Here is a 22064-nt window from a genome sequence, read left to right on the forward strand (position 1 = left end):
TCACGTCAACAGATACACCGGAAAGCATTCGCACAGGTGCATCACCCGACGGCGGATGTTTTCCACTCGCGCGGCATTGCCCGGTTGCTCCAGCAGGTCGGCGATCAGGTTGGCCACTTCGGCGCATTCGGCTTCACCGAAACCACGAGTCGTCATTGCCGGGGTGCCGATGCGGATGCCGCTGGTGATCGCCGGTTTCTGCGGGTCATCGGGGATCGCGTTCTTGTTCAACGTGATGTGGGCGCTTTCCAGCAGGGCTTCGGCGTCCTTGCCGGTGATGTTCATTGCGCGCAGGTCGAGCAGAAACATATGGCAGTCGGTGCCACCGGACACCACACGCAATCCGCGTCGGGTCAGTACATCGGCCATGGTTCGGGCGTTGTTGATCACCCGTTGCTGGTAATGCTTGAACTCGTCGCCCAGGGCTTCGTTGAATGCCACGGCCTTGGCGGCGATCACGTGCATCAGCGGTCCGCCCTGGTAAACCGGGAAAATCGTCTTGTCGAGCAGGGCGGCGTATTCGGCCTTGGCCAGAATCAGTCCGCCACGCGGGCCGCGCAGGGTTTTGTGGGTGGTGGAGGTGATGAAGTCGGCGATGCCGACCGGCGACGGGTACACGCCGGCCGCGATCAGGCCGGCGTAGTGGGCCATGTCGACCATCAGATAAGCGCCGATCTCATCGCAGATCTTGCGAAAGCGCGGGAAGTCGATGACGCGAGAATACGCTGAAGCACCGGCAATGATCATCTTCGGCCGGTGTTCGCGGGCCAGGGCTTCCATTTCCTCGTAGTCGAGGGTTTCGCTGTCCTTTTCCAGCCCATAGGTGAACGCCTGGAAAAACTTCCCGGAGAAATTCACCGACGCGCCGTGGGTCAAGTGCCCGCCGTGGGCCAGGGACATGCCCAGAATCTTGTCGCCGGGCGCAAGCACCGCCAGGAACACCGCCTGATTGGCCTGTGAGCCGGAGTGCGGCTGGACGTTGACGTACTCGCAACCGAACAACTTGCGGGCACGCTCGATGGCCAGGTTTTCGATTTCGTCGACGACTTTGCAGCCGCCGTAATAGCGCCGGCCCGGATAGCCTTCGGCATATTTGTTGGTAAGCAGCGATCCTTGGGCCTGGAGCACTTCTTCGCTGACGTAGTTTTCCGAAGCAATCAGTTCCAGGTGGGTTTCCTGGCGGTTGCGTTCGCGGTCGATCAGGCGGGCAATGGCGGGGTCGAAATTTTGCAGGCTCATGCGGTGATTCCTTGTGCAAGTGTTTCGGTCAGCGTTGCCGGCACGTGCTGGGAGAACACGCGTGACGGGCTCGTGGCCGTATCGGATAGAAAAATGGAGGTGTCTTTCAAACCGCTGCCGGTGATCAGGATCACGGCGGTTTGCGCGGTGTCGGGGTGTTGTTCGGCGTACTTCAGCAGACCGGCGAAGGCGCTGGCCGCGCCGGCTTCGGGGAACACGCCGGTGCTGGCGGCGAGTCTCGACGCGGCGGCGACAATGCTTGCGTCACTGACGCACATGAATTCGCCATCGCTGGCGGTCACTGCGCGCATGGCCTTGAGCCTGTCGCGGGGCAGCGCCACGTTGATGCTGCTGGCCAGACTGGTGGGAGTTATGCGTTCGGTCTTCTGCATCGGCCGGTCACTGCGCCAGGCCCGGTACATGAAATTGCTGTGTTCGGCCTGCACGCCGATCAGGCGCGGAATACGCTCGATCCAGCCCAGTTGCAGCAGGTCAAAGAAACCCTTGTAGACCGAACCCAGAATGCAGCCATTGCCGACGGGCACGAACATCAGGTCCGGCACTTGCCATTGCAGTTGTTCGCAGATCTCGAAGGCGACGGTTTTCTTGCCTTCGCTCATGTATGAATTGATGCCGGTGGTGCGGTTGTACCAGCCGTGTCTTTCACAGGCGTTGAGGCATTGTTCGAAGGCTTCGTCGTATTGACCGTCGACCAGCACGATCTCGGCGCCGTAACCCTGCATTTGCGCACGCTTTTCACGAGGGGCGCTTCGGGGCAGGTAAATCACGTTGTGCAGACCCAGACTTGCGCTCATTCCGGCCAATGCCGAGGCCGCGTTGCCGGTGCTGGCCACGGCCACGGTGCGCGCACCGGACTGCAGGGCGTGAGCCACGGCCAGCGCGCTGGCGCGATCCTTCAGCGATCCGGTGGGCTGGCGCGATTCATCCTTGATCAAGACCTTGATCCGCGAGCCTTTGCCGAGCAGATCGGTCGGCGCGTACAACGGCGTATTGCCCACCAGTAACGGCGGAATGAACTGCAACGAGTTCAACGGCATCAGTCTTTCATAGCGCCACATGCCACGGGCCTGGTGGTGGGCCAGGCTGTCTCTGGGCCATTCGCGTCTGAGCGTCGGATAATCGTAAAGCGCGTCAAGGGCGCCATCGACCTTGCAATGAGGGCAGAAATAACTGACCTCGTGCGGCTGGTAGCTGCGGTCGCACACCAGGCACTGCAACACATACTCTCTATACGAGCTCTTCATGGACATCCCCTGGAAGTACGCTGTGCGGGTGCATTCCCTGCCGACGCCGGTCCGATACACCGGACCGGCGGGCGCTGCTGACAGACGGTGTTTCAGACCACCATGATGGCGTCGATGGCGACCAGGGTATTGCGTGCCAGGGCGCTGGCGCCGGCAGTGGTGCGGGCCGGATAAGGCGGGGTGAAGTATTCCTCCATGACTCGGTTGAGGGTCGGGAACTCGCTCAGGTCGGTGATGAACGCGGTCACCTTGACCACGTTCGCCAGACTGCCACCGGCGGCCTCTGCCATTTGCGCCAGATTGTCGAGGGTCTGGCGCAGCTGGCCTTCGAAATCCTTGGCCAACACTTCGTTGTTCAGCGCCGACACGGGGGTCTGGGCCGACAGGTAAATGGTCTGCCCGTGGCTGACCTTGATGCCCTGGGAATAGGTGCCCAGTGGCAGAGGGGCCTTGTCGGTGAAAATCACGTTTTCTTCGCCCAGGAAAGGCTTGGCGGCGGACTGGATTTGAGCGTTGGTTTGCATGGTGACGATCCTTGTTGGGTGGGTGGGGTGTTAATGCAAATCGGCAACCTGTTTCACGGCCAGACTGGCGAATGTCTCGTCGCGGCAACGGGCTGGAGAAAAGTGCTGGTAATTGAGTTGCAGCGCTGCCAGATCCGTCGGCATGGCGACACCCAGAGCAGCGTGGGCGCACAGCCGCGCAATGGCCGGCGCCGCCTGAATGCCGTAGCCACCGAGGGCGGCCAGCCAGATGAAGCTTTCCTCTTCCGGATCCTGGCCGAGCACCGGCGAGCGGTCGGCGACAAACGTGCGCAGGCCGGCCCATTTATTGATGATCGAGCGTGGGCGCAGGCGTGTGGTGTTCTGCAGGCGATCCATGGTGATCGCCAGATCCAGTTCTTCCGGCAAGGCATCGCAGGGCACCGAAGGGCTTTCGTCGCAGGGCGAAACGATCAGTCGTCCGGCCTCGGGCTTGATGAAAATGTCTTCGTCGACCGTGCCCAGGTACGGCGTGTGGTGCACGTCACACTGCGGATCGACCGCCAGCACGGTGCGCCGCAATGGCCGCACGCCGACTTGGGGCACGCCGCAGCGCTCAGCCAGTTCATCGGCCCAGGCGCCGGCCGCGTTGACCACGATGGCCGCTTCCAGTTGCTGGCCGTCACCGGTGTGCAAGGTCCAGTGCCCGGCGCGTCGTTCGCCGCGCAGCACTTCGGTCTCGCGTTTGATCATGCCGCCCCGGGCACGCAGGCCGGCGAGGTACGCGCCATGGATCCCGTGTACATCCAGGTCGAAGGCGCTGGGCTCGTAGATCCCGGCGCTCCAGGCGCCTTCGGCCAGGTAGGGCACCAGTTCCAGCACTTGCTTGTCATCGAGGAACTTTGCGCTTGGCACTTGCGCCAATACTGCATTGAATCGCGTCGCCAGTTTGTCCACCCGCGCCGCCTGGGCCACGATCAAGGCACCTCGAGGCGCCCATAGCGGGTGCTCGGCCAAACCTTCCGGCGGGTTTTCGAAGAAGTGACGGGAAGCGCAGGTCAGCGAGCGGATCTGCTGGTTGCCGTAGCTTTCCATCGAGATCGCGGCCGAACGGCCGGTGGTGTGATAGGCCAGTTGCTGTTCCTGTTCGAGCAGGCAGACGCTGCCGTGTGCGGCCAGCTCATAAGCGGCCGAGACACCGGCGATGCCGCCGCCCACCACAATGAAATCGTAACGTGCGGTCATGGACGGCTGCCCTCGGTGATGGCGGCGGCTTTGCTTTCCCGGGTCCAAGTGAGCACGAAATGGGCGACAAGGCCGAAGATCAAGCCCCAGAACGCAGCAGCCAGACCGAGGAAACTCATGCCCGAGGCGGTTACCAGGAAGGTGATCAGGGCGGCTTCGCGCTGTTTCTCGTCAGCCATGGCGCCGGTCAGGCCGGCGCTGATTGCACCGAACAGGGCGAGGCCGGCGAGGGAGGCAATCAGTTCTTTGGGCAGGGCCGAAAACACCGACGCCAGGGTCGCGCCAAAGGTGCCCATCAGGATGTAGAACACCCCGCAGGCGATCCCGGCGATGTAACGCTTGTCGCGGTCTTCATGGGCTTCGCGGCCGGTGCAGATTGCGGCGGTGATGGCCGCCAGGTTGAAACCGTGGGAAGCGAACGGCGCCATCAGTATCGAGCCGATTGCAGTGACTGAAATGATCGAGCGGGCCGGGGTGTTGTAGCCCGAGGTGCGCAACACCGCCATGCCTGGAACGTATTGGCCGGTCAGAGTCACCAGCGCCAGCGGCAGGCCGATGTTGATGATCGCGTGCCAGCTCCACTCAGGGGCGATGAACACCGGTTGGGCCACGGCGATGGTGATCGAGCCGCTGTTGAGGGTGCCGAACGAGGCGGCGACGGCGCAGCCGACAATCAGCACCGACAGAATGGCGTAGCGCGGCGAGACGCGCTTGAAGATCAGGTACGCCGCGATCATCGACAGTACCAGCTCCGGCTGCAGCTTGATCGAGGTGAACAGCTCGGCGCCGAAGCGGAAGAGAATACCCGCGAGCATCGCGGCGGCGATGGCTTTGGGCAGACGGCTCATCAGCTTGTCGAAGGCTCCGGACAAACCGACGATGGCGATAATCAGAGAGGCCACTACATACGCACCGATGGCCTGAGGCAGGGTGACGGTCGGCAGCATCGATACCAGCAACGCCGCACCAGGGGTCGACCATGCCGTGATCACCGGGATCCGCAGGCGCCAGCTCAGCAGCAGACCGGTGATCCCGCTGCCAATGGAAATGGCCCAGATCCACGATGACACCACGTCGTTGGGCAGGTGCGCTTCCTTGGCGGCCTGAAACACGATGATGAGCGGGCCGGCATAGGAAATGATCACGGCAATGAAGCCCGCAATGACGGCTGAGAGTGATAGGTCCTTTCTGATTGTGTCCATGATGTCTCGGCTTGGCGCGGCGGAGTCGCGCAGTGGTCGGGAAAATTGAGTCGATTGATTCGATTCGAGATGAGTGTATTTGAATGAATTGAGTTGATTCAATAGTCGACCGGGTTGTTACGAGATGTTTTTTTGTTGTCAGCCGTTGTTTTTCCGCAATAGGCTGATTAAGTAATTGATTAATAAGTGAATAAATTATTTCGAAAATATTTCTCCTTCTCTGCCTCTATCGATTCAATCGTGGTGTCAATCGACTCAATTTATCGATTGTGTTGATTTATTAGTTGCCTAACCTCCGTGTGATATGCTCGGATATTCATCATTTCTACGATGGGCAGTGATCATCCATGTGGGTTCCCCAGCTAAGCGAGTTCAGCCAGCCGATGTATTTGTCGATTGCCGATGCGTTGGCGCGCGATATCAGTAACGGCGTGTTGAACGAAGGCGATCGCCTGCCGACCCTGCGGGAGCTGGCCACCACCCTGAATGTCACGCCGGGCACCATCAGCCGGGCTTACAGCGAAGCCCATCGGCGCCGCCTGGTGCAGGGGGAAGTCGGGCGGGGGACATATGTGCTGAGCCAGAGCCAGCTGGAGCTGCCGGCGAGCAACAGCGCCGCACCGCTGAATCTGGGGCAGTCGGAGCTGCTCGATCTGTCGATCATCAAGCCCTACAGCGAGACCCTTGAGTACTGGCTGCGCGGGGCGTTGGTCGGTATGGCCAAAAGCACGGACTTCGCCCGGGCCCTTGATTACGCGCCGGACGGCGGTCACCCCGCCCATCGCGAAGCGGGGGCGCAGTGGTTGCGCCATTCGTTACCCGATGCGCAATGGCAGCAAGTGGTGATCACCGCTGGCGCCCAGCATGGCCTGATGGTCGCGATGAGTGCGCTGACCAATGCAGGCGACCTGGTGCTCTGCGAAGAGCTCTGTTACCCCGGCATCATTTCCCTGGCCCATGGCCTCGAACGCCGTCTGCGTGGTGTGGCCATGGACGACGAAGGGATCATTCCTGAAGCGTTGCGCGAGCTGTGTCTGCGGGAAAAACCGGCGATGCTGGTGTGCGTGGCGACCTGTCAGAACCCGACGGCGTCGATCATGTCGCAAAAGCGCCGGGCGCAGATTGCGGCGCTGGCCGAAGAGTTCGATTTCATCATCCTCGACGATGACATCTATGGTTTTCTGGCCACTGATCCGTCGATCAAGCCCCTTTCGGCATTCGCGCCGGATCGTTCGGTTTACCTGACCAGCCTCTCCAAATCGGTCATGCCGGCCTTGCGCGTTGGTTATCTCTACAGCCCGCCGAAATTGCTGTCGCGCCTGACCTCGATGGTGCGCAGCAGCGTGTGGATGCCGTCGCCGCTGACCGCGCAACTGGCCAGCAATGTGATCATCGAAGGCCTGGACAAGAAACTGATCCGCATCCAGCGCAACGAGGCCGCCGGCCGCCAGGCAATCGCGCAGGAAATCTTCGCCGGCTTCGAACTCAAGACCCAGCCGTACTCGTACCACGTCTGGCTGACGCTGCCCGAGCCATGGACCGCCGACGAATTCACCATGCTCGCCCGGGCCAACGGTGTACTGGTGCTCAGCGGCACGCAGTTCCAGGCGGAGCGCTCGGGGATCACCCGTTGCGTGCGGCTGGTGCTGATGTCGCCGACCAGCCAGGATGAATTGCGCTTTGCCCTGACCAAACTGGCGAGCCTGATCGATTCGGACCCGCGGCGGTATTACTGAGCCCTCGCGGGCAAAGCCCCAAATCCCCATGTGCTCCATTCGTCCCTTCATACGTCGCAGTTCTCACTGCCCGTTTCCGTATGTCTGGAGTGCTCTCGATGCCCGCGTTCAAAACCCTATCCACTGCCTTGCTGGGGCTGGCCCTGGCCTGTCCGGCCCTGGCTGAAAGCCAGCGCCTGGAGTTGGGGCAGGTGCTGATCGGCGCCGACGACCGGAGTGGGCAAGATGCGTCGGTTGAAGAAGCTCAAGCGCGACTTGCACAGGTGCCGGGAGGCATCAACGTCGTCGATATGCGCCGCCCGTTGCAGGGCCGGGTCGCGAGCAATCAGGACGTGTTGGCCTATCAACCGGGTGTTTATGCCCAGTCGGCGGGTAACGAAGGGGTGAAAATCTCGATTCGCGGCTCGGGCATCAACCGCGCCCCCGGTGCCCACGCCTCGGGGCTGTTCACGATGCTCGACGGTCTGCCGCTGACCGGCCCCGGCGGTACGCCTTATGAATTGCTGGAACCGCTGTGGCTCGACCATGTGGAAGTGCTGCGTGGTGCCAACGGTTTTGATCGCGGTGCGCTGGCCCTTGGCGGCGCCGTCGATTACGTCAGCCACACCGGCTACGACGCTCCACTGCTGAATGTGCGTTACGTCATGGGCAGCCACGGTTATGCCCAGCGTCAAGTCAGCTCGGGCCAGGCGCTGGGTGATTTCGATTACTACCTGTCGATGACCGACGCGCACTCAGACGGCTATCAGGATCACACCGCCAGCAAGAGTCAGGGTGTGATTGCCAACTTCGGTTATCGCTTCAATCCTGATCTGGAAACCCGCTTCTACATCCGTCACCGCGAGACCGACAACGACCTCGCCGGGCGAGTGACCAAACAGTCCATCGAGCACGATCCGCGGGCGGCCAACCCGGCCTACGTGACGCGCAATGACAGCCGTGATCAGCCCGGTAGCACCTTCATCGGCAACAAGACCACGTACTACATCGACGACGATTCGAGCATCCAGACCGGTCTGGTTTATCACGATTACCCGATGGACCTGCGTGAGGGCCCGAACCGTCTGAAAGTGGCGTACACCGATGTCAGCGGCACCTTCGACTACAAGCGCCGCGACACTCTCTGGGGGCTCGAAAGCCACAGCACGGTTGGCCTGCGCGTAACCAAACACCTGCCTAACGATGGCGCCAGCGAACTCGTGCGGATTCCCAGCGGCAATACCGCCGGCTATGCGCCGGGCACGCACATGCGCAACTTCACTTATCAGGGGGCGGACTCTGTCCTGCACGTGGGCAACGACCTGGAAATCGCCGACGACCTGTGGCTGACCACCGGCCTCGCCGCGATCTACACCCGCCGCGAAAGTGCCGTGACTTACCCTGAAGGCGGGGGCAAGACCAGCCTCGGCGACTGGGACTACGCGCCCCGTCTGGGCCTGCGCTATCAGGTGACGCCGGACCTGCAACTGTTCGGCAACCTCAGCCGCTCGGTCGAAGCGCCGCATCCGTGGTCGCTGATCTACAGCTCCAACGTACGATTCCCGGCCGGCAGCGGTGCCGCCACCGGCACCCAGCGCGATCCGGTCAAGCTGCAAAACCAGACCGCGACCACCCTGGAACTCGGTGGTCGTGGCAACAGCGCACTCGGCGAATGGAGCCTGGTCTGGTACTACGCTCAGGTGCGCCACGAACTGCTTTCGGTGTTGCCGGATGCCAACGCCACCACGCCTTACGAGCTCAACGCCAGCCCGACCGTACACCAAGGCGTGGAAGCCAGCCTGCTCAGCAACCTGTGGTCAGCGAACGATGGCGGCAAGTTGAGCCTGCGCCAGGCGTACACCTTCAGCGACTTCCATTACCGCGACGACGACCGCTTCGGCGACAACCACCTGCCGGGCTTGCCGATGCATTACTACCAGGGCGAATTGCGTTACGACTTCCCGCAAGGCTTCTTCGCGGCAGTCAATACGCAACTGGTGTCGAAAGTCGCGGTGGATTACGCCAACAGCTACTACGCCGATCCTTACGCCACCTTTGGCGCCACGCTGGGCTACAACGCACCGAAAGGCGACTGGCAGACCTGGCTGGACATGCGCAACCTGACCGACAAACACTACGCCGCTACAGTTACGCCGGGCTATGACGATAAAGGGTTGGACGCGGCACGCTCGACGCCGGGCGAGGGCATGGCGATGTATGTCGGGGTGTCGTGGAGTTTGCGTTGAGGTGTTAATGCTACATTCAGATCACGATTGAAAAAAAACAGCGAATTAAGGCAGCGTTTGTGAGTTTTTAATATATTCGTGGTGGATGCTCTTGTTGGCTTTGATGTAAGCAAGGTCTCTCATGTGTTGTATATTTTGAGCTGTAAACGGTGGGGCTGTTGTGCAGGGACTATGGTGATGTTTGCCTGGCTTGAATGATGTTGGTGTTTGATAGTTATATACCTGCAGGATTTTTGATCGGGTTGTGTTGCGACTGTCTGTGCGGTTGATTTTTTCTATAAGGTTTCAAGCTGTTATGGGTTTGTGATCTGAGTTATAGGGGGGTGGATGTGAATATGGATATCAGATTTGTCGGATATAAATCTCTAAAAGGTTTTGAACTTAAGGAAGAGTTTGAGATAACTGCGCCTGTGTCGGTCGTGATTGGGAAAAATGGATGTGGAAAAACCAGGCTTTTGGAAAGCATAAAGAGCGGGAAGGTGGAAGTTATCTCCGAGTGTGAGATATCCAGAGACGAGATTTTTTTCGTTTCTCATGCGGAATTGATTCCTAAACTTGAGGCTCGCTACGTTCTGTCGGACGCATTGGCTCGAAAAAGATCACTTCTTGAGGTTTTTAGATCAAGTAAGCTGGAATTTGATCAGGAATATGATAGCTATCGTCGTGAAAAGTTGCGGTTGGGTTATGAACCTAACGAGATAAAGTTCAAGGATGCGCATCGCATCATTCGTAATATTGCTGAAAAACTTTCCAAGAGGCCGAGTCAGCTGAGTGATGATGAAATTGCAAGTCATTATGATGGCTATGAAACACAGTTGTTTGGTTCGAAAAATATTACCGCTATATTTACTCGGTATATTAAGAGGTTGCATGATAATGAGTATGCAATGTGGCTTTCGGATGTAAGAGGCAAGGAGGCTTATTATGTGGTTGATGATGAGTTTGAAAATGTATACGGGCGTCAGCCTTGGGTTGTACTTAATGAAATATTAGACAAGACGTTCAACGGAAAAATAAAAGTTGGAGTTCCAGGGGCGTCCGAAGCCGGGGATGAATATGTCGCGTGTTTTTATGAAAGAGAATCTGGTGCGCTAATCAAGGAGAGTGATCTTTCTTCTGGGGAGCAGACTCTGCTCTGGCTTGCCTTGGTGACATTCGCTACGCAGTTCTCAGCCACTAGCTCTGATGCTGTGCCAAAAATTTTGTTGATGGACGAACCGGATGCTTTTTTACATCCTTCTATGGTCGTTCAACTAATCAGCTTTCTGGATTCGTTCAGTCGTGAGTTTTCCGCGAAAATATTAATAACCACGCATTCTCCTACCACAGTCGCACTTTCCCCTGAGAACTCTTTATATGCTCTTTCTGATGGTGTTGTTGCCGCTGTTGATAAGGATTTGGCAATTTCGACTTTGCTTGAAGGTGTAACGCAGATATCCGTGAATCCTTTCAATAGGCGGCTGGTGCTGGTTGAGAGTTTTTATGATGCTGAAGTTTATCAGTCCGTCTATCGTGCAATTCCTCATAGCTCTAATTTTTTAGATGCGAGAATCGCTCTGACATTCGTCAGTTCAGGTCCAAAGATGCCCCCGCAGCAGGTTTCTGACAAACTTAATCAGGTTTTCGGAAAGGCGATTCAAAAAGACAAGATTGAAGAATTTTTGAATCTGGTAAATGGTATGGGTAACTGCCAACAAGTTAAAGGGATGGTGGAGGCATTATCTTCCGAGGGGGATAGAACAGTTCGGGGGCTTATTGATTGGGACGGAAAGAACACTGCTGGAAAGAATGTGGTGGTCTTGGGTGAGGGGAGCGCCTATTCTCTGGAAAATGTCGCTTTGGATCCGGTTTGTATAATGTTGCTGTTGCATCTTGAGTGTAAAAATAAATACCCGATTTCTGAGTACTGCGGTGCGGATGTCGGGTGGGGCGAATGGTTGCGCACTCCTGAGCTTCTGCAAGAATCCATGAACTGGTTTATTTGTAAATTGTTTGAAAGGGCGAGCGCAAACGATGTTGAGGTTGAGTATGTCTCAGGTATTAGCCTGAAGAGTGATAAAGAATATTTGCAGATGAGAGGGCATGATCTGGCAGCGTTGGTGATTTCGGAGTTTGATGATTTACGCGGCCTGATAAAAAACAAGGTGGAGAGGCTGATGGGCTTGATTGTCAATAAGTCCATGCTGACACTGAGTGAGGGGAAATTTATTCCTAAATTCTTTTGCGATGCATTTAGAAAACTTCAAGTCCAAATCGAGAGTGACGCTTTGGACTGATGCTCTTGGCGTGGCGCTGGTCCGGATTCGGTCGTGCCGTATGTTTGCCGGTACGATTTCATGAAACCGTTCGATCACCGGACACCCGAACCTTCGTCCAATTGCCCGATCTTGCTCCCCGGCGTACTGTGACCGGTGATGGCGTAAACCGCGACCATCACCATAACGACAAGATCGAGTGCCTTGCCCATGGACAGCCGCCTGCTGAGCGACCGCAGCAGCGTGTTTCGCCACGCTGACCCGTATGCCGTCTCCGACTATGTGAACCAGCACGTCGGCCAGCATTTCATCGGCCTGTCCAAAACCACCCACCCACAAGCCAGCCTCAACCACCGAAAACTCGCCGACCTCGATCTGTGCCGCATCAGCTATGGCGGCAGCGTTCGCGTCACTTCAGTTGCGCTGGAAACGGTCTATCACCTGCAAGTTCTGCTGCAAGGCAACTGCCTGTGGCGCGGGCCCAAGCGTGAACATCATCTGGTGCCGGGCGAATTGCTGCTGATCAACCCGGACGATCCGGTCGACCTGACCTATTCCGACGATTGCGAGAAATTCATCCTCAAGGTGCCGGTCAGCGTGCTTGAATCGGTGTGCGACGAGCAGCGTTGGCTGCATCCTTCAGACGGCATTCGTTTTCTGCGCAATCACTATCAGCTTCAGGAACTGGAAGGCTTCACCAGTCTGCTCGGCATGATCTGCCAGGAAGCCGAAGCCAGCGACCCGTTGCTGCGGGTTCAAGAACATTACGCGCAGATCGTCGGCAGCAAACTGATCTCGCTGATGGACACCAACGTCAGCCGTGAATGCCTGAGTTCGCCGAGCGTCAGTTTCGAGCGGATCCTCGATTACATCGAGCGCAACCTGAAACAGGATCTGCCCGCCGAACACCTGGCGACCCAGGCGAACATGAGCCTGCGTTCGCTGTACGCCTTGTTCGAACGCCAAGTCGGCGTGACCCCGATGCAATACATTCGCCAGCGCAAGCTCGAACGCATCCATGCCTGCCTCAGCGACCCGAGCTGCCCGGTGCGCAACCTCACCGAACTGGCGCTGGACTACGGCTTCCTGCACCTCGGGCGTTTCTCCGAAAGCTATCGTCAGCAGTTCGGCGAACTGCCGTCCGTGACCTTCAAACGCCGCCACTGAATTCCCGCCCCGAAACAACCTGAAGCACCTGCCGCGCCATCCTGCACAAATCGGATAGCGCTCTGCAGGATTCGGATATTGCCTCCCGCGTTGCCTCCCTAATCTGACCTGGCCTGAACAATAACAATGGAGGCCCCGGCCATGTCCCTGGGAATCGACTACCTCAATGCCATGCTTGAAGAGGACCCCGAGAAGGGTGCCTACCGCTGCAAGCGGGAGATGTTCACCGATCCACGGCTGTTCGAACTGGAGATGGCGCACATCTTCGAAGGCAACTGGATCTACCTCGCCCATGAAAGCCAGATCCCCAACGTCAATGACTTTCTGACCACCACCATGGGCCGCCAACCCGTGTTCATCGCCCGCAACAAGGCCGGTGAGCTCAACGCCTTTCTCAATGCGTGCAGCCATCGCGGCGCCATGCTGTGCCGGCACAAGTCCGGCAACCGTTCCAGCTACACCTGCCCGTTCCACGGCTGGACGTTCAACAACAGCGGCAAACTGCTCAAGGTCAAGGACCCAAGCGAAGCCGGCTACCCCGAAGGCTTCAACTGCGAAGGCTCCCACGACCTGACCAAAGTCGCGCGTTTCGAATCCTATCGCGGCTTCCTGTTCGGCAGCCTGAATGCTGACGTGAAGTCCCTCGCCGAGCATCTGGGCGAGTCGGCCAAGATCATCGACATGATCGTCGATCAGTCCCCCGAAGGGCTGGAAGTCCTGCGCGGTTCCAGCTCTTACATCTACGAAGGCAACTGGAAACTCACGGCCGAAAATGGCGCCGACGGCTATCACGTCAGTTCCGTGCACTGGAACTACGCCGCTACCCAAAACCAGCGTCAGCAGCGCGACGCCGGCGAAGAAATCAAGACCATGAGCGCCGGCAGTTGGGCGAAGAAGGGCGGCGGTTTCTACTCCTTCGACCATGGCCACTTGCTGCTCTGGACCCGTTGGGCCAACCCGGAGGACCGTCCGGCCTACGAGCGCCGCGATGAACTGGCCCGGGACTTCGGCCAGGCCCGCGCCGACTGGATGATTGAGAACTCGCGCAACCTGTGCCTGTACCCCAACGTGTACCTGATGGATCAGTTCAGCTCGCAGATCCGCATCGCTCGGCCGATCTCCGTCGACAAGACCGAGATCACCATCTACTGCATTGCCCCCAAAGGCGAGAGCAGCGATGCCCGTGCCAAGCGTATTCGCCAATACGAAGACTTCTTCAACGTCAGCGGCATGGCCACCCCGGATGATCTGGAAGAGTTCCGCTCGTGCCAGACCGGCTACGGTGCCGGGCGCGGCTGGAACGACATGTCCCGTGGCGCGACCCATTGGGTCGAAGGCCCGGACGCAGCGGCCGAGGAAATCGACCTTAAACCCTTGTTGTCCGGCATGCGCACCGAAGACGAAGGCCTGTTCGTGCTGCAACACAAGTACTGGCAGGAAACCATGCTCAAGGCTGCTTCGACCGAGCCGAATCTGATCCCTGTGGAGGCTGTGTGATGAGCAACCTCTATGACACCGTGCGCGATTTCCTCTACCGCGAAGCGCGCTACCTCGACGACGGCCAGTGGGATCAGTGGCTGGAGCTCTACGCCGCCGATGCCAGTTTCTGGATGCCGGCCTGGGACGACCACGACACCCTGACCGAAGACCCGCAAAGCGAAATCTCGCTGATCTGGTACGGCAACCGTGGCGGCCTCGAAGACCGGGTGTTCCGGATCAAGACCGAGCGCTCCAGCGCGACCATCCCCGACACCCGCACCTCGCACAACCTGAGCAACATCGAGATCGTCGAGCAGGGCGAAGGCCAATGCCGGGTGCGCTTCAACTGGCACACCCTGAGCTTTCGCTATCAGGTCACCGACAGTTACTTCGGCACCAGCTTCTACACCCTCGACCTGCGCGGCGAACAGCCGTTGATCAAGGCCAAGAAAGTCGTGCTGAAGAACGATTACGTCCGTCAGGTCATCGACATCTACCACATCTGATCGAGACGGCGGCGAGCCGGGCTCGACGCTGTGAGCGAGGTGCACCATGAGTTTCCAGATCGCACTGAATTTCGAAGACGGGGTCACCCGTTTCATCGAGGCCACCGGCCACGAAACCGTTGCCGACGCGGCCTACCGCCAGGGCATCAACATCCCGCTGGACTGCCGCGACGGCGCCTGCGGCACCTGCAAGTGTTTCGCCGAGGCCGGGCGTTACGCCATGGGCGACAACTTCATCGAAGACGCCTTGAGTGAAGACGAGCTGGCCCAGGGTTACGTTCTGACTTGCCAGATGCGCGCCGAAAGCGATTGCGTGGTGCGGGTGCCGGTCGGCTCGCAGGTGTGCAAGACCGAGCAGGCAAGTTTTCAGGCGTCGATCAGCGATGTTCGTCAGCTCTCCGAGAGCACCATCGCGTTGTCAATCAAGGGCGACTCCCTGAGCAAACTGGCGTTCCTGCCAGGGCAATACGTCAACCTGCAAGTGCCGGGCAGCGGGCAATCCCGCGCCTATTCCTTCAGCTCGTTGCAGAAGAACGGCGAGGTCAGTTTCCTGATCCGCAATGTCCCCGGCGGCTTGATGAGCAGCTTCCTCACCGGGCTGGCCAAGGCCGGCGACAGCCTGAATCTGGCCGGGCCGCTGGGCAGTTTCTACCTGCGCGAGATCAAGCGTCCGCTGCTGTTGTTGGCCGGTGGCACCGGGCTGGCGCCGTTCACGGCGATGCTGGAAAAAATCGCCGAGCAGGGCAGCGAGCATCCGGTTCACTTGATCTACGGCGTGACCAACGATTTCGATCTGGTGGAACTCGACCGTCTCGAAGCCTTCGCCGCCCGCATCCCGAATTTCAGCTTCGGCGCCTGCGTGGCCAATCCGCAGAGCCAGCACCCGCTCAAGGGCTACGTCACCCAGCACATCGAACCGCGTCACCTCAACGAAGGCGATGTCGACGTGTACCTGTGCGGCCCGCCGCCGATGGTCGAGGCCGTCAGCCAGTACATCCGCGAACAGGGCATCACGCCGGCGAATTTTTACTACGAAAAGTTCGCGGCGGCCTGAGTCTTTTTTCTGAATGTCGAGGTTGTCATGAACAACAGATTCGCCAACAAGGTCGCGCTGGTTACCGGCGCGGCGCAGGGCATCGGTCGCCGGGTGTGCGAGCGCTTGCTGGAAGAAGGCTCACAAGTCATCGCCGTCGACCGCTCCGGACTGGTTCACGAACTGCAAGGCGAGGGCGTGCTGTCGCTGACCGCCGACCTTGAGCAGTACGCCGATTGTGCGCGGGTGATGGCCGCCGCCATCGATGCTTTCGGGCGTCTGGATGTGCTGGTCAACAACGTCGGCGGCACCATTTGGGCCAAGCCCTTCGAGCATTACGAAGTCGAGCAGATCGAGGCCGAGGTGCGCCGCTCGTTGTTCCCGACGCTGTGGTGCTGCCACGCCGCGCTGCCGTACATGCTCAAGCAGGGACGCGGGGCGATCGTCAATGTGTCATCGATTGCGACCCGCAGTCTGAACCGCGTTCCCTACGGCGCAGCCAAGGGCGGCATCAACGCATTGACGGCTTGCCTGGCCTTTGAAAACGCTGAGCGCGGAATTCGGGTCAACGCCACCGCGCCCGGGGGGACCGAAGCGCCACCCCGACGCATTCCGCGAAACGCTGGCGAACAGTCCGCGCAGGAGCAAGCCTGGTATCAGGAAATCGTCGCGCAAACCCTCGATAGCAGCCTGATGAAACGCTACGGAACCCTCGACGAACAGGTCGGCGCGATCCTGTTTCTGGCCTCGGATGACGCTTCCTACATTACCGGCGTGACCTTGCCGGTCGGTGGCGGCGATCTCGGCTGATCACGTTTGAATGGACACTGAAATGAACCGGATCCTGATTGAAAACCTGTCGACGATCATCGTCGACCTGCCGACCATCCGTCCGCACAAACTGGCCATGCACACGATGCAGAACCAGACGCTGGTGATCCTGCGCCTGCGCTGCAGCGACGGTATCGAAGGCATCGGCGAAGCCACCACCATCGGCGGCCTGGCCTACGGCTACGAAAGCCCGGAAAGCATCAAGGCCAACATCGACGCGCACCTGGCGCCGGCGCTGATCGGTATGGACGCGAGCAACATCAACGCCGCCATGCAGAAGCTCGACAAGATCGCCAAGGGCAACACCTTCGCCAAGTCCGGCATCGAGAGCGCATTGCTCGATGCTCAAGGTAAACGCCTCGGCCTGCCGGTGAGCGAACTGCTCGGCGGTCGGGTTCGCGACAGCCTCGAAGTGGCCTGGACCCTGGCCAGCGGCGACACCGCCCGCGACATTGCCGAGGCCGAACAAATGCTTGAAGCGCGGCGGCACCGGATCTTCAAATTGAAGATCGGAGCCAACCCGCTGGAGCAGGATCTCAAACATGTGGTGGCGATCAAGAAAGCCCTGGGCGAGCGCGCCAGTGTGCGGGTCGATGTCAACCAGTACTGGGACGAATCCCAGGCGATTCGCGGCTGCCAGGTGCTCGGTGATAACGGTATCGACCTGATCGAACAACCGATCTCGCGGGTCAATCGTTCCGGGCAGGTTCGCCTGAACCAGCGCAGCCCGGCGCCGATCATGGCCGACGAATCCATTGAAAGCGTCGAGGACGCCTTCAGCCTCGCTGCCGACGGCGCCGCCAGCGTGTTCGCCCTGAAGATCGCCAAGAACGGCGGCCCGCGCGCCGTGTTGCGCACCGCGCAAATCGCCGAAGCCGCCGGCATCGCCCTGTACGGCGGCACCATGCTCGAAGGCTCCATAGGCACCCTGGCCTCGGCCCATGCGTTCCTCACGCTCAAGCAGCTGACCTGGGACACCGAGCTGTTCGGCCCGTTGCTGCTGACCGAAGACATCGTCACCGAGCGCCCGCAGTACCGCGACTTTCACTTGCACATTCCACGCACCCCAGGCCTGGGCCTGACGCTGGATGAAGAACGCCTGGCGCGTTTTCGCCGGCACTGATTCCCCAAGGAGAACGCCATGCTGTTCCACGTAAAAATGACCGTGAAATTGCCCGCCGATATGGCTCCGGCCGTTGCCACAAAGCTCAAGGCCGACGAGAAGGAACTCGCCCAGCGCCTGCAACGCGAAGGCCAGTGGCGTCACCTCTGGCGCATCGCCGGGCACTACGCCAATTACAGCGTGTTCGACGTGCCCAGCGTTGAAGCGCTGCACGACACCCTGATGCTGTTGCCGCTGTTTCCCTACATGGAGATCGAGATCGACGGCCTCTGCCGCCATCCCTCGTCGATCCACGCCGACGACCGCTGAGCCTGGACTCAACCCCACAACAACAAGATGAGGTGAATACCATGACCGTGAAGATTGCCCACACTGCCGAACTGCAAAATTTCTTCGAAGAAGCCGCCGGTTTTACCAACGATGGCGGCAGCTCGCGGCTGAAAACCATCGTCCAGCGGGTGTTGCAGGACACCGCCCGGATCATCGAAGACCTGGAAATCAGCGAAGACGAATTCTGGAAAGCCGTCGATTACCTCAACCGTCTGGGCGGACGTTCCGAAGCCGGACTGCTGGTCGCCGGCCTCGGCCTCGAACATTTCCTCGACCTGTTGCAGGACGCCAAGGATGCGCAGATCGGCTTGACCGGCGGCACACCGCGCACCATCGAAGGCCCGTTGTACGTGGCCGGCGCGCCACTGTACGAAGGTGAATGCCGGATGGACGACGGCAGCGAAGAAGGCGTCGCCACAGTGATGTTCCTCGAAGGCCAGGTGTTCGACCCGCAAGGTCAGCCGTTAGCGGGTGCCACGGTCGACCTGTGGCACGCCAACACTAAGGGCACTTATTCGTTCTTCGACCAGAGCCAGTCTGATTACAACCTGCGCCGCCGGATCATCACCGACGCCCAAGGCCGCTATCGCGCCCGCAGCATCGTGCCTTCCGGTTATGGCTGCGATCCCCAGGGCCCGACCCAGGAATGCCTGAACCTGCTCGGCCGCCACGGCCAGCGACCGGCTCATATTCACTTCTTCATTTCTGCGCCCGGGCATCGGCATCTGACGACGCAGATCAATTTGTCGGGGGACAAATACCTGTGGGATGACTTTGCCTATGCGACTCGTGAAGGGTTGGTCGGGGAGGTCGAGTTTTTGGAGGATGCGGCAGGGCGTCGTGCCGAATTGAAGTTCGACTTTCAGTTGCAACAGGCGCCGGATGCGGCGGCCGAACAGCGCAGTCAACGGCCACGGGCGTTGCAGGAATACTGATTCGGGAGGTCTGAGCGGATTGGTCGAACTGCGCAAGAAGTTGCGCAGTTGTCCGTAATAAAACCCTACTAAAAACCGCTACAGGCCTTGCCGATCAAGGCCTCCAGCCAAGTGCGCAAGAAGTTGCACAGTACTGCGCAACTTCTTGCGCACTTTTTCGCTGTTTCCTACAGCAAAAATCGAAAAAACCCCACGCGAGTTTCGTAACCCCTTGATGGGTAATGGCCATGTGATAGCTGGCACGACTTTTGATAACTCTTTCGCCACCTGGACAGGCAATCACGCCGTCCGGTCCTGTCTTTTGAGCAAGGAGCACACCCCATGGCAACACCAGCGTACATGTCGGTTACCGGCGAAAAACAAGGCCTGATCACTGCCGGCGCCTTCACCGCCGACTCCGTTGGCAACACCTACCAGGAAGGCCACGAAGACCAGGTTATGGTTCAGGCTTTCACCCACGACGTGATCATCCCGCGTGACCCGCAATCCGGTCAGCCAACCGGTCAGCGCGTTCACAAGCCAGTTGTGATCACCAAGGTCTACGACAAGGCTTCGCCTCTGCTGCAAGCGGCTCTGACCTCCGGCGAGCGCATGAGCGAAATCGTTATCCAGTGGTACCGCACTTCGGCTCAAGGTACCCAAGAGCACTACTACACCACCAAACTGGAAGACGCGATCATCGTCGCCATCAACAACAAAATGCACAACTGCCAGGATCCAGGCAACGCGCACTTCACCCACCTGGAAGAAGTGCAGTTCACCTACCGCAAAATCACCTGGACCCACGAAGTATCCGGTACTTCGGGTTCCGATGACTGGCGTGCTCCAGTCGTTTAATTACGGCTGATCGTTTCAAGCATCGGCCAGCTCTGCTGGTCGATGTTGTTTACGCCCTCCAGAATTTCGCGTGCGTTGATCCGCTTGGCGGTCATCGACGAACGCCGCTGTACAGCACGAGGAACAAGGGATGTTCGCGCCGGCCAATGAAACTCACTTTGCCCTGACCGTCGAAGGTCTTTCCAACGACTTTCAGGTGTTCACCCTCACCGGTCGGGAAGCCATCAGCCAGCCTTTTGTGTTCGAGGTGGAGCTGGTCAGTGAGCAGCCGTCGCTGGACCTCGAAACCCTGCTGCACAAACCGGCCTTTTTGCAGCTGTCACCCGACGGCAGCGGCATCCACGGCCTGATCTACCGCGCCGCGCAAGGCGATTCCGGCAAGCGCCTGACGCGCTACTCCGTGACCCTGCGACCGCAACTGGCGTACCTGGCGCACCGGATCAACCAGCGGATCTTCCAGAACCTCAGCGTGCCGAAAATCATCGGCAAGGTCCTCGAAGAACACGGCATCCAGGGCAACGCCTACGCCTTCCAGACCGGTTCGATCTACCCCGATCGTATTTACTGCGTGCAGTACGACGAATCGGACCTGCATTTCATCCAGCGCCTGTGCGAAGAAGAAGGCATTCACTACCACTTCCAGCACACCGCCAGCGGCCACAAACTGGTGTTCGGCGATGACCAGACGGTGTTCCACAAACTGGCGCCGGTGGCCTATCAGCAGGACTCCGGCATGGTCGCCAGCGACCCGGTAATCAAGCGCTTCGACCTGCGCCTGGAAACCCGCACCAGCCGCACCACCCGCCGCGACTACGACTTCGAAAAACCGCGGATCACCCTCGAAAGCGAAAACCGTGGCGACGCCCTGCCCGACCTCGAGGACTACGACTACCCGGGCCGTTTCGTCGACCGCGAGCGCGGCAAGCACCTGGCCAAACGCGCCCTCGAACGCCATCGCAGCGACTTCCAGCTCGCCGAAGGCAAGAGCGACCAGCCATTGCTGGTCAGCGGCCATTTCCTCGCGCTGAAAGAACACCCGAAGGCCAAATGGAATGACCTGTGGCTGCTCACCGAAGTCCATCACGAAGGCAAGCAGCCGCAGGTGCTGGAAGAATCGGTGACCAGTGACACCACCGCGCTGAAAGACGACTTCCATCAGGGCTACCGCAACCGCTTCCAGGCCACCCCGTGGGACGTGCCGAACCGCCCGCCCCTGCGCCACCCGAAACCGCGCATCCTCGGCAGCCAGAGTGCCGTGGTCACCGGCCCGCAAGGCCAGGAAATCCACTGCGACGAATACGGCCGCGTGAAAGTCCAGTTCCACTGGGACCGCGACGGCCTGGCCGACGACAAGACCAGCTGCTGGCTGCGCGTGTCTTCCGCCTGGGCCGGCGCCCAGTACGGCGGCATCGCCATCCCGCGCATCGGCATGGAAGTGCTGGTGACCTTCCTTGAAGGCGACCCCGATCAACCGCTGATCAGCGGCTGCCTGTACCACAAGGAAAACACCGTCCCCTACGCCCTGCCGGCGAACAAGACGCGCACCACCTTCAAGACCCTGAGCTCGATGGGCGGCGGTGGCTTCAACGAACTGCGCATCGAAGACAAGAAAGGCCAGGAACAGATCTTCCTCCACGCCCAGCGCGACTGGGACGAGAACATCGAACACGACCAGAAAATCCGCGTCGGCAACGAACGCCACGACGTCGTGGAAAAAAACAGCTACACGGAATTCAAGGCCGAAGAACACCACACCGTTTACGCAGACCGCAAAGTCGAAGCACGGGCCAACGACCACCTGACCGTGGGCGTGAACCAGCACATCAAGATCGGCACCGGACAGTTCATCGACGCGGGCCAGGAAATTCACCTGAGCAGCGGGATGAAGGTGGTGCTGGAGGCCGGGGCCGAACTGACGCTGGTCGGCGGTGGCAGCTTCATCAAGATCGATGGCGGTGGCGTGACCATGAGCGGGCCGGCGATCAACGTGAACTCGGGCGGTGGACCGGGGAGCGGGACTGGGGCGGCGCCGTTGATGCCGGGCGTGCTGAAACAGGCGGATGCCGACAAGGCGGGTGCCGTGCTGACACCGGCGCAGATCAACACGCTCAAGCGTAATGCGCCGTTTTGTGAAGAGTGTGAGAAGTGTAAGGCGGGTGCCTGTGCCATCTAAT

18 protein-coding genes are annotated in these 22064 nt (G+C 59.5%); 13 read left to right on the forward strand and 5 right to left on the reverse strand.

Annotation, left to right across the window (positions count from 1 at the left end; genetic code table 11):
* From glyA to ACW9HX_RS01710, 5 genes are all read right to left on the reverse strand, one after another.
* Entirely contained in the window at positions 1-1239 is a 1239-nt protein-coding gene (gene glyA / locus ACW9HX_RS01690) for a serine hydroxymethyltransferase (protein ID WP_457379241.1), read from the reverse strand.
* Positions 1236-2504 (reverse strand): threonine synthase, encoded by a 1269-nt coding sequence (locus ACW9HX_RS01695; protein WP_457379242.1) that lies wholly within the window; start codon positions 2502-2504, stop codon positions 1236-1238. Before ACW9HX_RS01695 ends, glyA begins: the two co-directional genes overlap by 4 nt.
* Positions 2505-2596: 92 nt before the next feature.
* A complete protein-coding gene (locus ACW9HX_RS01700; RefSeq protein WP_007958112.1) occupies positions 2597-3028 on the reverse strand; it encodes a Rid family detoxifying hydrolase in 432 nt (143 codons plus the stop codon).
* 30 nt (positions 3029-3058) lie between these two features.
* A complete protein-coding gene (locus ACW9HX_RS01705; protein WP_457379243.1) occupies positions 3059-4231 on the reverse strand; it encodes an NAD(P)/FAD-dependent oxidoreductase in 1173 nt (390 codons plus the stop codon).
* Entirely contained in the window at positions 4228-5433 is a 1206-nt protein-coding gene (locus ACW9HX_RS01710) for a benzoate/H(+) symporter BenE family transporter (RefSeq protein ID WP_457379244.1), read from the reverse strand. Before ACW9HX_RS01710 ends, ACW9HX_RS01705 begins: the two co-directional genes overlap by 4 nt.
* Positions 5434-5780: 347 nt before the next feature.
* Between ACW9HX_RS01710 and ACW9HX_RS01715 the strand changes: the two genes are divergently transcribed.
* From ACW9HX_RS01715 to tssI, 13 genes are all read left to right on the forward strand, one after another.
* Positions 5781-7169 carry an aminotransferase-like domain-containing protein gene (locus ACW9HX_RS01715; RefSeq protein WP_457379245.1) on the forward strand — a complete coding sequence of 463 codons (1389 nt, stop codon included), beginning with the start codon at positions 5781-5783 and terminating at the stop codon, positions 7167-7169.
* A 98-nt stretch (positions 7170-7267) separates the two neighbouring features.
* Positions 7268-9394 carry a TonB-dependent receptor family protein gene (locus ACW9HX_RS01720; RefSeq protein ID WP_457379246.1) on the forward strand — a complete coding sequence of 709 codons (2127 nt, stop codon included), beginning with the start codon at positions 7268-7270 and terminating at the stop codon, positions 9392-9394.
* 335 nt (positions 9395-9729) lie between these two features.
* Positions 9730-11670, forward strand: a complete 1941-nt coding sequence (locus ACW9HX_RS01725; RefSeq protein ID WP_457379247.1) for an ATP-binding protein — start codon at positions 9730-9732, stop codon at positions 11668-11670.
* A 189-nt stretch (positions 11671-11859) separates the two neighbouring features.
* Positions 11860-12816 (forward strand): AraC family transcriptional regulator, encoded by a 957-nt coding sequence (locus ACW9HX_RS01730; protein WP_457379248.1) that lies wholly within the window; start codon positions 11860-11862, stop codon positions 12814-12816.
* A gap of 141 nt (positions 12817-12957) precedes the next feature.
* Complete coding sequence (gene benA, locus ACW9HX_RS01735; RefSeq protein WP_457379249.1) at positions 12958-14313, forward strand: benzoate 1,2-dioxygenase large subunit; 1356 nt, start codon at positions 12958-12960, stop codon at positions 14311-14313.
* The gene (benB, locus tag ACW9HX_RS01740; protein WP_007958097.1) at positions 14313-14801 is read left to right on the forward strand and encodes a benzoate 1,2-dioxygenase small subunit; all 489 of its coding nucleotides are present in this window, start codon (positions 14313-14315) and stop codon (positions 14799-14801) included. Before benA ends, benB begins: the two co-directional genes overlap by 1 nt.
* Positions 14802-14847: 46 nt before the next feature.
* Positions 14848-15855 carry a benzoate 1,2-dioxygenase electron transfer component BenC gene (gene benC / locus ACW9HX_RS01745; RefSeq protein WP_457379250.1) on the forward strand — a complete coding sequence of 336 codons (1008 nt, stop codon included), beginning with the start codon at positions 14848-14850 and terminating at the stop codon, positions 15853-15855.
* Positions 15856-15882: 27 nt separating this feature from the next.
* A complete protein-coding gene (locus ACW9HX_RS01750) occupies positions 15883-16644 on the forward strand; it encodes a 1,6-dihydroxycyclohexa-2,4-diene-1-carboxylate dehydrogenase (RefSeq protein WP_457379251.1) in 762 nt (253 codons plus the stop codon).
* A gap of 22 nt (positions 16645-16666) precedes the next feature.
* Positions 16667-17788, forward strand: a complete 1122-nt coding sequence (locus ACW9HX_RS01755; RefSeq protein ID WP_457379252.1) for a muconate cycloisomerase family protein — start codon at positions 16667-16669, stop codon at positions 17786-17788.
* Positions 17789-17806: 18 nt separating this feature from the next.
* Entirely contained in the window at positions 17807-18097 is a 291-nt protein-coding gene (gene catC / locus ACW9HX_RS01760; RefSeq protein WP_457379253.1) for a muconolactone Delta-isomerase, read from the forward strand.
* A 41-nt stretch (positions 18098-18138) separates the two neighbouring features.
* Positions 18139-19053, forward strand: a complete 915-nt coding sequence (catA, locus tag ACW9HX_RS01765; RefSeq protein WP_457379254.1) for a catechol 1,2-dioxygenase — start codon at positions 18139-18141, stop codon at positions 19051-19053.
* 321 nt (positions 19054-19374) lie between these two features.
* Positions 19375-19890, forward strand: coding sequence for an Hcp family type VI secretion system effector (locus tag ACW9HX_RS01770; RefSeq protein ID WP_007949952.1), 516 nt, complete (start codon positions 19375-19377; stop codon positions 19888-19890).
* 130 nt (positions 19891-20020) lie between these two features.
* Positions 20021-22063: a type VI secretion system tip protein TssI/VgrG gene (tssI, locus tag ACW9HX_RS01775; RefSeq protein WP_457379255.1), complete on the forward strand. Its 2043-nt coding sequence runs from the start codon at positions 20021-20023 to the stop codon at positions 22061-22063.
* Position 22064 lies beyond the last annotated feature (1 nt).

It is taken from the genome of Pseudomonas sp. SDO52101_S400 (assembly GCF_054071635.1).

Bases quoted from the DNA above. Each gene is read 5' to 3' on its own strand.
- glyA (WP_457379241.1), bottom strand. From the start codon at position 1,239: ATGAGCCTGCAAAATTTCGACCCCGCCATTGCCCGCCTGATCGACCGC.
- ACW9HX_RS01695 (WP_457379242.1), bottom strand. From the start codon at position 2,504: ATGAAGAGCTCGTATAGAGAGTATGTGTTGCAGTGCCTGGTGTGCGAC.
- ACW9HX_RS01700 (WP_007958112.1), bottom strand. From the start codon at position 3,028: ATGCAAACCAACGCTCAAATCCAGTCCGCCGCCAAGCCTTTCCTGGGC.
- ACW9HX_RS01705 (WP_457379243.1), bottom strand. From the start codon at position 4,231: ATGACCGCACGTTACGATTTCATTGTGGTGGGCGGCGGCATCGCCGGT.
- ACW9HX_RS01710 (WP_457379244.1), bottom strand. From the start codon at position 5,433: ATGGACACAATCAGAAAGGACCTATCACTCTCAGCCGTCATTGCGGGC.
- ACW9HX_RS01715 (WP_457379245.1), top strand. From the start codon at position 5,781: ATGTGGGTTCCCCAGCTAAGCGAGTTCAGCCAGCCGATGTATTTGTCG.
- ACW9HX_RS01720 (WP_457379246.1), top strand. From the start codon at position 7,268: ATGCCCGCGTTCAAAACCCTATCCACTGCCTTGCTGGGGCTGGCCCTG.
- ACW9HX_RS01725 (WP_457379247.1), top strand. From the start codon at position 9,730: ATGGATATCAGATTTGTCGGATATAAATCTCTAAAAGGTTTTGAACTT.
- ACW9HX_RS01730 (WP_457379248.1), top strand. From the start codon at position 11,860: ATGGACAGCCGCCTGCTGAGCGACCGCAGCAGCGTGTTTCGCCACGCT.
- benA (WP_457379249.1), top strand. From the start codon at position 12,958: ATGTCCCTGGGAATCGACTACCTCAATGCCATGCTTGAAGAGGACCCC.
- benB (WP_007958097.1), top strand. From the start codon at position 14,313: ATGAGCAACCTCTATGACACCGTGCGCGATTTCCTCTACCGCGAAGCG.
- benC (WP_457379250.1), top strand. From the start codon at position 14,848: ATGAGTTTCCAGATCGCACTGAATTTCGAAGACGGGGTCACCCGTTTC.
- ACW9HX_RS01750 (WP_457379251.1), top strand. From the start codon at position 15,883: ATGAACAACAGATTCGCCAACAAGGTCGCGCTGGTTACCGGCGCGGCG.
- ACW9HX_RS01755 (WP_457379252.1), top strand. From the start codon at position 16,667: ATGAACCGGATCCTGATTGAAAACCTGTCGACGATCATCGTCGACCTG.
- catC (WP_457379253.1), top strand. From the start codon at position 17,807: ATGCTGTTCCACGTAAAAATGACCGTGAAATTGCCCGCCGATATGGCT.
- catA (WP_457379254.1), top strand. From the start codon at position 18,139: ATGACCGTGAAGATTGCCCACACTGCCGAACTGCAAAATTTCTTCGAA.
- ACW9HX_RS01770 (WP_007949952.1), top strand. From the start codon at position 19,375: ATGGCAACACCAGCGTACATGTCGGTTACCGGCGAAAAACAAGGCCTG.
- tssI (WP_457379255.1), top strand. From the start codon at position 20,021: ATGTTCGCGCCGGCCAATGAAACTCACTTTGCCCTGACCGTCGAAGGT.